We start from the raw sequence: 13,206 nt of genomic DNA on the forward strand, positions 1-13,206 counted from the left end.
GCCCGCCGGACTTTCCAACGGCTAACCTAACGAAAAACTATTTCTTGTACTACCCCGCCCGCTGTATTACCTTCCCGGTCCGGCTCCGCGAACCCATCAATCAGGAGCCATTGGCCGTCATGTTTCGTTGGCTCGCGTCGTGTATCAGCAGGGGAGGAGGGCCAGCGCGGCGCGGCAGGCTCCTCTTGCTAACGCCGTTTGTGCTGCTGGTGTTGCCTGGGCGGGCTCAGCTGATTGGGGCCACCGCCTTCGGGCCGGTGTTTGCCCGCCCGGCTTCGGCTGCCACCGATACCATGTTGTGGCTCAACACCCGGGCCCGGCGCGTGGGCGTGAGCACCTTCGTGCAGGCCTCCAGCTTGCGGGGCAATTTTGGCCTCGGCGCCCGGCAGCAAATCCGCTACCGCTTTGGCAGCGACTGGATTTACGACTCGCGCGGCACCCCGCCCTTCGTGCGGGAGGATTACGGCGGCGACGTGGCTCACCTCATCAGCCTGGGGCGCAACGACCACTGGCAAGCCGGCCAGCAGATTCACTACGACCAGAGCCGCGCCAACGCCACCCGCACCGGCCTCTGGCTGGGCCGCCTGAGCTACCAGCGCCGCCTGCGCCCCGGCCACCCTGCCGACAGCCTCTCGCAGCTGCGCCTGACGCTGCTGGGCGGCGGCGCCACCGACACCCGCAACGGCTTCAAGGACGACGGCTTCGCCTACGGCTTCGACGCGGCGGCTTTATTATTTAATAACGGGCTGGCCGCGCCGCCCATCGTCATCCGCATGCTGGGCACCCGGGCGCAGCTGGGGCCGCGCATTGCCCAGCGCCTAGTGGCCGAGGCCGTGGGCGAGCAAAGCTTCCTGGAAAACGCGCCGTTGACGGTGCAGGGCCGCCTAGGCTACCGCAGCAACCGCGCCGAAGACTACCTGCGCGGCTCGGTGCAGCGCATCCAGTCCGACACGCTGGCGGCGCAGGTGGGCGGTATCTACCGGCTCAATCCTTCGGCCACCCTGCGCTCCGACAACAGCGTGCTGCTGCCCACCCGGGCGTTCGCCTACCGCCGCCTGAGCCAGGAGGCCGACACCCTGCAGGACCTCGGCTACCGCCAGCGCGAGCTCAACACCCGGCAGGAGCTGCGCATCGTGCGCCCCAAGCTGCAAACCGGCATCAGCTTCAACTACCGCGAGCGCACTCGCTCCTACTACCTCGAAAACTCCCGCAGCCTGAGCGAAGCCCGCCTGGCCACGGCCCTGGCTCGCGAGCAGGTGAAGGACATCACCGAGCAAACTACCCTCTGGCAGGGCGACCTCACCTGGCTGCCGGTGCCGCGCCACGCCCTGGCCTTGCTGGGCACCGCCCAGCTGCTGCGCGTGGATGCCCCCAGCCGCGATAACCAGCAAACCCGCGACGAAGCCCAGCACCTGCTGCGCCTCACCTGGACGGGCCGCTGGGCCGGGGCCTTCCGCACCACCCTGGCCGTGGCCGGCGAATACCGCCAGACGGTGTTCATCCGGGCCGCCCAGAGCGCCGAAAACTATGCCGACCACCTGCTGCACTGGGAGCCGGGCTTCACCTGGGCGCCGGGCAAGCTCAGCCTGCGCTCCACGTTTCACCTGTGGGTGAGCTACCAGGTGCGCGACCGCGCCACCGAGCAGGCTCGCAACCGCGCCAGCCGCGTGCTCGACCAAACCCAGAGCATCGGCTACCAGCTGCGGCCCAACTTATTGCTCCAGGCTGATTACACCCGCCGCGAAAACCGCGTGGGCCAGCTCAACTGGGCCCAATTTCGGGAAAGCCCGCTCGATACCAGCATCACCCACGATTTCACGGCCGGGCTGCGCCAGAGCTGGGCCGGCAAGCGGGGCGGGTCGTCGCTGCGCCTGGGCTACCGCCTGCTGGAGCAGCGCAACTACGGCCGCGCCGCCCTGGAGCCCGCTGCGGGCAGCCCCACTACCACGTCCACGCTGATTTACCTGCACAACATCACCCGCCAGCAGGGCCCCGAGGTGGCCGTGGAGCGCCGGGCGGCCGGCTTCACGCTCGCCGCCAGCCTGTGGCTGCAATGGATGCGCACTTATTATACCTACGACGTGGGCACTGGGGTGTACAGCGGCAGCAGCTACACGGCCCTCGACTTGGCGCAGGAAATAAACCGCGTGCTGCCTTATTTCGAGCTGTCGCTGGAGTGGCGGGTGGGCCGGCGGAAGCCGTAGGGGGTGGCCGTTTCGAAGCCTGCTTCCGCCGTTTCGCAGGGTCGTAACGCCATTTCGCAGGGTCGTAACGCCATTTCGCAGGGTCTTAACGCCGACGGGAACGAGCTGCGAAACGGCGTTACGACCCTGCGAAACGGCGGAAGCAGGCTGCGAGGCGGCGGCGGGGCCCTGCGAAACGGCGGCGGCGCGTTGGCCAGCGCCGTTCGCGGCGCGAAACTTGCTACGGGCGCTCAACTTTTCGGCCGCGGGCGGGGTAAAGTAGTGCGCTCCCGCCGCCGACTTCGTATTTTCGCCACTATGCAACGCCTCGACCTTAAACAGCTGCTTTCCCAAAAGCTTTCGCCCCAGCAGATTCAGTTTATAAAACTGCTGCAAATCCCGACGGCCGAGCTGGAAACCCGCATCAAGGAAGAAATGGAGGTGAACCCCGCCCTCGAAGAAGGCGACACCGACGAGCCCGACGAGCAGGAGCGCAACGAGGACGACGACCGCGACGACGAAAACGACCCCGACGCCGAGTACGACAGCGACAACAGTACCCTGGATGAGGACTTTGAGGACCGCGCCGACGACCGGGCCGACGACATCCCGGAGCCCGAAATCACCCCCAAAGACGACACGCCCGAGCAGCCCGACAACACCGACCTCGACCTCAGCGACTACCTCAACGACGACGAAATAGCGGGCTACAAAATGCAGGGCGACGGCCCCGGCGACGAGGAGGAGCGCGACATGCCCCTGGCCGACACCAGCGGCTCGCTCATGGATGCGCTGCTCGACCAGCTGCACTTTGCCGACCTCGACGAGAAGCAGGAGGCTATTGGCCAGCAGCTCATCGGCTCGATTGATGGCGACGGCTACATCCGGCGCGACCTCGCGGCCATTGCCAACGACATGGCCTTCTCGCAGAATATCGAAACCACCGTGGCCGAAATCGAGGCCGTGCTGCGCGTGGTGCAGGGCTTCGACCCGGCCGGCATCGCCGCCCGCGACCTGCCCGAGTGCCTGCTGCTGCAGCTCGAGCGCCGCCCGCAGGACGACGACACCGTGAACGCCGAGCGCATTCTCACCGAGACGTTCGAGGAATTTACCAAGAAGCACTACGTCCGTATTCAGCAAAAGCTGGACCTGGAGGACGACGAGCTGAAGGACGCCATCAGCGTTATTCTCAAGCTCAATCCCAAGCCGGGCGGCAGCGGCCCCACCGGCCCCGGCAAAACGCAGTACCTCATGCCCGACTTCATTCTGACGAATGACAACGGCGTGCTCAACCTGACCCTCAACGCCCGCAACGCCCCCGAGTTGCGCGTAAGCCCGGCCTACACCGAGATGTTCCGGACCTACGACAAGGCCTCGAAAAAGGACCAGAAAATGAAGGAGGCCGTCACCTTCGTCAAGCAGAAGCTGGACTCGGCCAAGTGGTTTATCGACGCCATCCGGCAGCGCCAGAACACCCTGCTGCGCACCATGAACGCCATCGTGGAGCTGCAGCGCGAGTTTTTCATCGAAGGCGACGAAGGTAAGCTGCGGCCGATGATTCTCAAGGACATCGCCACGCGCATCGGCATGGATATTTCCACCGTGAGCCGCGTGGCTAACTCCAAATCGGTGCAAACCGAGTTCGGCATCTACCCGCTCAAGTACTTCTTCTCGGAAGGCATCGCCACCGACTCGGGCGAGGACGCCAGCAGCCGCGAGGTGAAAAGCATCCTCAAGGACCTCGTGGGCAACGAAAGCAAAGCCCGCCCCCTGAGCGACGACAAGCTCGAAAAAATGCTCAATGCCCGCGGCTACAACATTGCCCGCCGCACCGTGGCCAAGTACCGCGAGCAGCTCAACATCCCGGTAGCCCGGCTGCGCAAGGAGCTGTAAGACGCGTGATGGCCGAGCGGCCAGCCGCGAAGCGGCGACACGCTGGTAGCTTGTGGTGACGTAAAGTAACCAGAGCCGCAAAGCGGCGGCACCTTTCTCCGGGCGGAAGTGCCGCCGCTTTGCGGCTCTTAGTTGCCGGCTGACATCTTACTACCAACCTGTCGCCGCTTCGCGGCTGGCCTTAGCTGAACTTCGGTAGTAACTTTGACTTACGCATCGACTTCCGTAGCTTTTCACTTCTCAGGGGCTGGAACTTCCCGTTTCCAGCCCTTAAATGACACCCGCTAAATGGTAAATGACCTTCCGGACGACCCGGCGCAACTGCAGGCCCTGGTGCTGGAAGAGCGGGCGCGGCGGCAGCAGGCCGAAGCCGAATTACTGAAGCTGCGCAAGCTCAATCCGAACCCGGTGCTGCGCCTCGGCGGCGACGGCCAGCTGCTGTTTTCCAACCCGGCCGCCGAGTCGCTGGCCCAGGAGCTGCGCCAGACCGGCCCCTCCCGGGTGCGGCCGCAGCTGGTGCAGGCCACCGTGCAGGCCCTGCGCACCGGCGAGATGGGCCAGCGCGAGCTGACGGCCAACCACCTGCACTACCTGCTGTTTACGGTGCCGGTGGTAGAGGAAGGCTATACCATGCTATACCTCACCGATATCACGGACCGGCGGCACGCTGAGCGCGAAGTGCGCGAGCAGCAGGAGTTCTACGAAACCATTCTGGGCCACCTGCCCGCCGTGGTCACGGTGCTCGACGCCGACCAGCGCTACCAGTACATCAACCCCTACGCCGAGCCCGACCCGCAGCAGCGGCAGCAGCGCATCGGCAGCACCTTTGCCGAGCACTGCGCCCAGCAGGGCCTGCCGGCCGTGCTGGCCAGCCGGCGCTGGCGCCTGTTTGAGCGGGCCGTGCGCACCCGCGACATGGTGAGCTGGGAAGAAAAGTGGCCTACGCCCGAGGGCGGCGAACTCTACTGGCTGTGCTTCTACCAGCCGGTGTTCGGGCCCGAGGGAGTGCTGCGCATGGTTATCTGCTACGGGCTCGACATCACCAAGCGCCGCCAGGCCGAGGAGCGCACCCGCCTGAGCGAGGAGGCGATGAAAAGCCAGCAGGACTTCACCCAGCAGGTACTCGACCTGAACCCCAGCATCATCATGGTGCGCGACGAGCAGATGCGCGTGACCTACGCCAACCAGGCCCTGCGCGACTGGCAGCGTATGGTGGCCGAGCAAAGCGGCTCCGAGACGTACTCCCGCGACGTACTCTCGGCCGAGGAGGTCGAGCATTCGGCGCAGCTCGATGCCCGCGCCATTGCCAGCGGCCAGACCATCACTTCGGAAGACCGCATCACCATGCCCGATGGCGAATCGCGCTGGTACCAGGTGGTGCGCTGCCCCCTCACCCAGCCCGACGGCTCGCGCCAGGTGCTCATTGTGAGCACCGACGTGACCGACCTCAAGCTGGCCCTGCGCGCCGCCCAGGCCGCCGCCACCGCCCGCGAAAACTTCCTGGCCAACATGAGCCACGAAATCCGCACGCCCATGAACGGCGTGCTCGGCATGACCAGCCTGCTGGCCAAAACCGGCCTCAACGAGCAGCAGCGCAGCTACGCTGAGGTTATCCAGTACTCCGGCAAGCACCTGCTGAACGTGGTGAACGACGTGCTCGACATGGCCAAAATCACCTCCGGCAAGCTGGAGCTGGAGCAGGCCGCCTTCAACCTCTGCGACTCGATGGGCAAGGCCGTGCAGCCGCTGGTGGTGCAGGCCCAGGAAAAGGGCATCCGGGTGCTCGGCACGCTGCTGCGCGACTCCTGCCCGCACCCCTGGGTGGTGGGCGACCCCTTCCGCTTGAATCAGATTCTCATCAACCTCGTCTCCAACGCCATCAAGTTTACCCCGGCCGGGGGCACGGTGAGCATCGGCGGCTACTTCGTGAGCGAAACCCTCACCACGCTCACCACCGAGTTCCGGGTGACGGACACCGGCATCGGCATCGCGCCCGATAAGCTGGACACGATTTTCCAGGAATTCACCCAGGCCTACGCCGATACCACCCGGCAGTTTGGCGGCACCGGGCTGGGGCTGAGCATCAGCCGGGCCCTGGTGCAGCAGATGGGCGGCACCCTCACCGTGCAGAGTGTGCAGGGTAGCGGCAGCTCGTTTTCGTTTATCACCACGCTGCCCAAGGCTACCTCCGAGCAGGTGAAGGCCAGCACCACGCCCGAGGCCCTGCCCGATGCCTCGCCGGTGCGCGGCCTGCGGGTGCTGCTGGTCGAAGACAATGCCATCAACCGCGAGGTGGCCCACTTGCTGCTGGCCGGCCACGGCGTGGAAGTGGATGAGGCCGAAAGCGGCCTGGAGGCCCTGGAGATGTTCGAGCAGCAGCGCTACGACGTCATTCTGATGGACATCCAGATGCCCGGCATGAACGGCCTCGAAGCTACCGCCCACATCCGCCAGCACCCCGACCCGCGCCGGGCCCTCACCCCGGTGCTGGCCCTCACCGCCAACGCCTTCCGCTCCGACGCCGACAAGTACCGCGCCGCCGGCATGAACGACACGCTCTCCAAACCCTTCGAGGAAACCGAGCTGCTGGCCAAAATCAGCCACCTCGCGTCGGGCACCGAGCAGTTTCTGGAACAGCGCGCCGCCGCGCCCGCCGCCCCGGCGCCCGCGCCCGAACCCGCCGAGGCCCCCGAACCCGCCGCCCCCGCGCTCTACGACCTGGGTTTGCTGCGCCAGACGGCCCACGGCAGCACCGTGTTTATGAACAAAGTGCTGGCCTCTTTCCACAACAACATGCCCGCCAGCATCGCCGAAATGCGCGATGCCCAGGCCACGGCCGACCTGCCCGCCCTGAGCGCGCTGGCTCACAAGCTGCGCCCCTCGCTGCGCCTGCTGGGCGCCGCCGTGTCGCCCTGGCTCGAAGAAGTGGAAAACAAAGACGCCGCCGAGGCCGACCGGCTGGCCGCCGCCGCCCCGCTCATCGAGCGGCTGCAGGAGCTGGTGCAGCAGCTGCCATCGGCGCTGGAGTAGCTCTGTCGTCAACCTCACCCCCTGACCCCCTCTCCAAAGAAGAGGGGGCACCGGTTATGCGGGGGTAAGGAGTTAAAAGTGGAGAGTTAAAAGGCAGCACGACCTTTTAACTCTCCACTTTTAACTTTTAACTCAATCGTTCGGCTCCCCCTCTCCGCAGGAGAGGGGGCCGGGGGGTGAGGTTCACGCGGAGAGCGAAGATTTACCCACCAAAAAAGCCCCGCCAAACTGGCGGGGCTTTTTTAATAAGGCAAAGTCAACGGCCGCGACCCGGCAGCTCTCCATGAAGCCGGCCGACGGTCCGGTTACCCGCCTATTGGATGACTACGCGTTTCACCACTTGGGTTTTGCCCGAACTGAGGTGCAGCGAGTACACGCCGGGGGCGAAGCCCGCTACCTCGAACTGCGAGGTAGCGCCGGCGGCCGTCATGGCCACGGTGCGGGTGCTCACGAGCTGGCCCAGTTGGTTGATAACTTTCACCGTGACGGGGGCGCTGCCCATCTCGGCGGGCACCAGCAGCGTGAAGCTGCGGTGGGCCGGGTTGGGGAACAGCGTCACCAGGTCGGTGAGGTTGGTGCCGGGGCGGGTGGCCAGCGGGCCGGCCAGGCCGAAGAACAGGCTGAAGCGGCCCGGCAGCAGCGTGCTGCTGGCGCGGAAGCTGTAGGTCGGGTTCTGGCTCAGGTTGGTGCGGGTGCCGGTGAGGGCATCGAGCAGGAACACGTTGGTGCCCGAGCCGAAGTTGACGATGCTGGCGGCATTGAAGGTGTAGCTGCCCACGGCGGGCACTTTCACGTTCAGCGGCACGGTGGTGGTGCCGGTGAGGGCGGGCAGGCCGTTGATGGCCAGCTCGTCGTTGCCGGCAATGCTACCCACGCTCAGGCCCGAGGTGTTGGGCAGCTTGTAGGCGTCGTAGAACGAGTCGAACACCGGCGAGGCGCCCTGCTCGAAGTACACGTAGGCGTCGTCGCTGAGGTTGGTACCTTGCAGCTGCAGCTGCACCAGCGGGCGGGTATCGCCGTTGCGGTTGAAGCTGGGCTGGGTGGAGAACGTAGTCACGCGCACGGCGTCATTCAGGCCGAAGCTACCGGTGGTTTGCCCGGCCGACACGCGGGTGAAGAAGCCTTGCATGGCCGAAATCAGCGGGTTACCCACGCCGTTCACGTAGCTGCGGTAGTTGCCCACGTACTGGCCGGTGCTCTGGTAGGTGTAGATGGCGTCGTCCACGTTGGTGCGGGTCACGCCGCTCGTCTGGCTGAAGTTGATGGGCGACGGGTAAGGGTTGCCCAGGAATTGCCAGCCGGCATCGGCGCTGGCGCCGCGGGTGAGGTTGCTGCGGGTTACGGGGCCGGTGTTCAGGGTGCCGTTGAGGTCCACCAGCGAGCTGGCGGGCAGGTTCACGGTGTAGCCGGTGAGCGGGCTGAACACGTCGCCGGCGGCGGGCACAAAGAAGCCTTTGTCGAAATCCGACTGGCCGGTGGCCACGCTGGTAGCAATGCGGCTCTCGTCGTAGCCGAACACGTTCGGGAAGGGCGTTACCAGGCCGGGCGTGGTCGAGCTGTTGTAAGCCTGGTTGAAAACCGGCGCGAAGCCGTTCGCCGCCAGGTCGCTCAGGAAAGTACCCGGACCCTGCATCGGCGAGCTGTAGTGGCGGTAGCCGGCCCCGGCGTTGAAGGCGGGGTCGATGGCGCGCTGCATGATGGCCGGGCCGCTCACGACGCCGGCAGTGTTCACCACCAGGGCAGTGCCGGCGGTCGGGGTCGAGCGCAGGGTCAGCACGTTGCCGGCGCTGGTGACGAGGTTGCCGCTGGTCAGGGTTACGAGCTGGCTCACGGCCACGCCGCCGTTGTTCACGGTTACGCCAGCCGCGTTGTTCACGGTCAGGCTGCGCACCTGGGCGGGCAGGCCGGTACCGGTGGTTTGCGCTTCGCCGCCGATGAACTCATAAATGGCATCGTTCGAGAACGAGCGGCTGCCCGCCAGCTGGATAGCGCCCGTAGCGCCGCTGGCGGCAATGCCGGCCGAATTGCACACGCGGAGCGTGCCGCCAGCCTGCAGCACGAAGCTGCCGGGGCCGGTGATGGGCAGGCAGTTGGTAGCCAGTACGCCGCGGGTGCTCAGCACGCCGCCGTCCTGCACCGTCAGGGTGCCATTCACCTGGATGGGGCCGTTGAACGAAGCCACGCCGCCGCTGGTGATGGTGATGTTGCGGTAAGTGCCGGCTTCCACTGGCATGGCGGTGCTCACCGTCAGGTCGGGGATGGTGAGGGTGTTAGTCGGGCCGCTGGCCGAACCGGTGCCGCGCCAGGGCGTCTGCACGTAGGGGAAGGCCGCGCGGATGGTGGTGTCGTTGCGCTCCACGCCCGAGGTGAAGGCCAGTACGCCACCCAGCTGCGGCGTCACCGGCGAGGTGCTGGCAGGCGTGTAGTCGTCGTACCACAGGCCGATGGCAGCCAGTACTACGCCACCGGCAGCTTTCAGCTCAATCTGGTCCACGGCGTCTTCCAGGCGGCGACCGTTCGGGAAGCCGTCCATGTTCGGGATGAATTCCAGGTTGGCGTTGCCGTTGAAGCGCGGGTCCGTCAGGCCCAGCACGGCGGCGGCCAGCAGCCCTTGGTTGCTGAAATCAGCCGAGTTGCGGGGCGTGGTAGGCACGGCCATGTTCAGGCGCAGCATGTCGCCGCCCACGTTGGTAGCACCGGGGTAGGTCAGGGGCAGGAAGTTGTTGATGAACGGCTTGCCGGCGGCCAGCGGGTCACCGTTTTTGCCGGTGGCCAGCTGGTAGGGCCGCAGGTTAGGCACCCCGGTGTGGAAGATGGGCTTGATATCCACCGAGCGGGGCTTGCCGGGCACCAGCAGATATTCGCCAAAACCACCCTGAGCTACCGGAGCCAGGGCAGTGCCGGCTACGGCGCTGCTGCCGGCCAGCCCGCTCAGGCCGGCGGCCTGGTTGCGGAAGTCGAAGCCATTGGCGGGCAGGCCGGGGAAGCCGGCCAGCGACTTAGTCTGGATGCGCAGGGCGTCCAGGGCCGGCACGGCTTCACCGTAGTAGGTGGCGGCTACCGTCTTGGGCGCCTGCGGAGCCGTCGGCACGTCATCGGCCATGTACAGGTCCACCTCGGGGTTCGAGAGGTAGTCGTCCGTCACGGCTGCTTCGGCGTAGGGCGAGCGGGCGTTCCAGGTGTCCTTGGCGCCGATGGGGTTGATAACCTCGTTGGTGAGGGGCATGCCCAGGCGCGAAACCTGCACCCAGGTGCCGCTCTGGCCGTCGCCGTTGGTGGCGTCGAAGGTGCGCAGCTGCTGGCGGCTGGCCGAAGCCCACACGCCAATCACATAGTTGGGGTCGAGAATGCTGGTGGCCGCCGAGGCGGGTTGGCCGTTCTTCTGCAGCGTGGCAATCGGAATGCTAAGGGCAATCGAGTGTACGTTCTTGCGCGACAGGCCATCGGGGGCCGTGTTGGGGCCGCCGGGCGTGGCACCCGCGCCCGGGCGCAGGCCAGCCAGGTCGAAGATGGCGCCAAGGTCGGCGAAGAAGGGGTCGTCGGCGGGGCCGCAGAAGACGGTTTCGCCGCCGCCGCCCGTAGCCGGCGCGATGGAGTTGGTGCGCAGCGACTCATAGTTCGGCGCGTTCAAACCAGCGCCGCCCTCGATGGAGCGGGGGCCGATGTTGTTCGGGGCCACCACGCCGTTGGTCACGATGGCCGTGAAGCCGCCACCGTTCACGCTTTTCTCGCAGGTGTAGGTGGTTTTCAGGTTCTGGGCCCCCAGGCGGATGTTGAAGAACGTGGACGGGTCCATGTTCGTCTGGGCGAAGGTGAAGCGGTACGTGATGTTGTCGGTAGCCGTGCTGCCGTCGTTTTTCACGTGTACTTCGTAGCGCACCCCGGGGCTGAAGTTCGAGTAGTTCGGCCCGCCGTGGGGCAGCTCGAAGGGAATGTAGTTGGCAATGATGACGACGCGGTTGGCGTCGTTGGGGTCGCGGAAGGCGTAGAGGTCGGTGTTGTCGGCCGTGGGGTCGTCGGCAATCATCGGGGCCTCGCGGTGGCTACTGGCTTCCAGCGGGGTGTAGTGGGCGTTGCTCCACATGGCGAAGCCCGCCGCCGCCGCGCCCAAAGCGGGCAGCGCGGCATATTTACGGATAGATTTGAGTGTCATTTTCTTCGAACGAATCAGAAGTGAGAGATTGAGTTAGCGACGAGTAGCGAAGCCCTGCCACGGCGTCTGCACGTAGGGGAAGGTGCTGCGGAACGTGGTGTCGTTTTTCTCCACGCCGGTCGCGAAATTCAACACGCCCGCCAGGCGCGGCGTGGCCGGCGAAGGGCTGGTGGGCGTGTAGTCGTCGTACCACAGGCCGATGGCTGCCAGCACGGCGCCACTCACAGCCTGCAACTCAATTTTGGTCACGTCGTCCTCCAAACGGCGGCCGTTGGGGAAGCCGTCCATGTTCGGAATGTTCTGAATAGCCGTCGAAGCATTGAAGCGCGAATCGGTGATGCCCAGCACGGCGGCGGCGATGAGGCCTTGGTTGCTGAAGTCAGCCGAGTTGCGCGGGGTGGGCGGCACGGCCATGTTCAGGCGCAGCATATCGCTGCTGTGGGGGCCGCCGCCCGTGAGAAGCAGGAAGTTGTTGACGAAGGGCTTGCCGGCCGCCAGCGGGTTGCCGTTTTTGCCGGTGGCCAGCTGGTAAGGGGCCACGTTCGGCACACCCGAGTGGAAGATGGGCTTGATATCCACCGAGCGGGGCTTGCCCGCTACCAGCAGATACTCGCCATAGCCACCGCTGGCAATGGGGGCCAAGGCAGTGCCGGCCACGGCGCTGCTACCCGCTAGGCCGCTCAAGCCGGCGGCGTTATTGCGGAAGTCGAAGCCATTGGCGGGCAAGCCGGGAAAGCCGGCCAGCGACTTGGTTTGCACGCGCAGCTGCATCAGCGCCGGCACGGCCTCCCCGTAGTAGGTGGTGGCGGTGGTTTTGGGAGCGGCCGGGGCTACCGGCACGTCGTCGGCCATATAGAGGCTCAGCTCGGGGTTCGAGAGGTAGTCGTCGGTCACGGCGGCCTCGGCGTAGGGCGAGGTGCGGTTCCAGGCGTCCTTGGCGCCGATGGGGTTGATGGCCTCGTTCAGCAGCGGCATGCCCAGGCGCGATACCTGCACGTAGGTGGCGTTATCCGTGGTGGGGGCGCCGGTGGTGCTGAGGGTGCGCACCGAGGGGCGGCTGGCCGAAGCCCACACGCCAATCACATAGTTGGGGTCCAGAATGCTGGTAGCGGCCGACACTGGCTGCCCGTTCTTCTGCAGCGTGCTGATGGGCGCGCTGATGGCGATGGATTGCACGTTGTAGCGGGCGAGGCCGTCGCGGGCGCCCTGGTTGATGCGGAAACCGGCCAAATCGAAGGCGGCCCCGAGGTCGACAAAGAAGGGGTCGTCCGAGGGGCCGCAGAAGATTTGCTCGCCGCCGCCGCCGGTGGCATTGGCTACCGTGGTTTGGCGGTAGGCGGTGTAGTCGGGCTGGTTCAGGCCGGCGGCGCCGCTAATCGAGCGCGGCCCGATGTTGTAGGCCGGTACCACGCCGTTGGAAACGATTGTGGTGAAGGCCCCGCCATTCACGCTCTTCTCGCAGATGTAGGTGGTCTTGAGGTTCTGAGCCCCCAGGCGAATATTGAAGAACGTGCTCGGGTCGGTGTTCGAGCGCGTGAACGTGAAGCGGTACGTCACGTTGTCCACGTTGGTGGCGCCGTCGTTCTTCACGTGAATTTCGTAGCGGATGTTCTCGCCGAACGTGTAGTAGTTCGGGCCGCCCTGGGGCAGCTGGAAGGGCACGTAATCCGCAATCAGCACCACCCGCGTGGGGTCGTTGGGGGCGCGGAAGGCGTACACGTCGGTGACGTCGGCCAAGGGGTCGTTGGCAATCATGGGCGCTTCGCGGTGGCTGCTGGCCTCCAGGGGTTGCTGGGAGCCGCTCCAAAGCACGGCGCCCGCGGCAACGCCCACCGCGGCGGTCAGCACAATTGCCGGCCGGGTAAGGTTTTTCTTCATAAACATGAAGTGGGGGTAAAGTGAGAGAATAGGAAAGGGTTTATGTTTGCCCCGAATGCCTTGGCCGCC

The 13,206-nt window shown here is 65.9% G+C and carries 5 protein-coding genes; 3 read left to right on the forward strand and 2 right to left on the reverse strand.

Going from position 1 to position 13,206, the window contains the following annotated elements; translation table 11 throughout:
- The first annotated feature begins 185 nt into the window (after positions 1 to 185).
- The 3 genes from Q5H93_RS09040 to Q5H93_RS09050 all read left to right on the forward strand — a co-directional run bounded on the left by Q5H93_RS09040 (position 186) and on the right by Q5H93_RS09050 (position 7,106).
- Positions 186 to 2,204, forward strand: coding sequence for a hypothetical protein (locus tag Q5H93_RS09040; RefSeq protein ID WP_305006193.1), 2,019 nt, complete (start codon positions 186 to 188; stop codon positions 2,202 to 2,204).
- A 297-nt stretch (positions 2,205 to 2,501) separates the two neighbouring features.
- On the forward strand, positions 2,502 to 4,076 hold the full coding sequence (gene rpoN / locus Q5H93_RS09045; RefSeq protein WP_305006194.1) for an RNA polymerase factor sigma-54: 1,575 nt from the start codon (positions 2,502 to 2,504) through the stop codon (positions 4,074 to 4,076).
- Between the two features lie 288 nt (positions 4,077 to 4,364).
- Positions 4,365 to 7,106, forward strand: a complete 2,742-nt coding sequence (locus Q5H93_RS09050) for a PAS domain-containing hybrid sensor histidine kinase/response regulator (protein WP_305006195.1) — start codon at positions 4,365 to 4,367, stop codon at positions 7,104 to 7,106.
- A gap of 313 nt (positions 7,107 to 7,419) precedes the next feature.
- Here the strand turns inward: Q5H93_RS09050 and Q5H93_RS09055 are convergent, their stop codons facing one another.
- Complete coding sequence (locus Q5H93_RS09055; RefSeq protein ID WP_369811000.1) at positions 7,420 to 11,259, reverse strand: DUF4331 family protein; 3,840 nt, start codon at positions 11,257 to 11,259, stop codon at positions 7,420 to 7,422.
- A gap of 33 nt (positions 11,260 to 11,292) precedes the next feature.
- Entirely contained in the window at positions 11,293 to 13,137 is a 1,845-nt protein-coding gene (locus tag Q5H93_RS09060) for a DUF4331 domain-containing protein (RefSeq protein ID WP_305006196.1), read from the reverse strand.
- Positions 13,138 to 13,206: the final 69 nt, after the last annotated feature.

Source organism: Hymenobacter aranciens (genome assembly GCF_030580865.1).
In the GTDB taxonomy this organism is placed as follows: domain Bacteria; phylum Bacteroidota; class Bacteroidia; order Cytophagales; family Hymenobacteraceae; genus Hymenobacter; species Hymenobacter aranciens.

Coding starts and splice junctions, on each gene's coding strand:
- rpoN (WP_305006194.1), top strand. CDS start 2,502: ATGCAACGCCTCGACCTTAAACAGCTGCTTTCCCAAAAGCTTTCGCCC.
- Q5H93_RS09050 (WP_305006195.1), top strand. CDS start 4,365: ATGGTAAATGACCTTCCGGACGACCCGGCGCAACTGCAGGCCCTGGTG.
- Q5H93_RS09055 (WP_369811000.1), bottom strand. CDS start 11,259: ATGACACTCAAATCTATCCGTAAATATGCCGCGCTGCCCGCTTTGGGC.
- Q5H93_RS09060 (WP_305006196.1), bottom strand. CDS start 13,137: ATGAAGAAAAACCTTACCCGGCCGGCAATTGTGCTGACCGCCGCGGTG.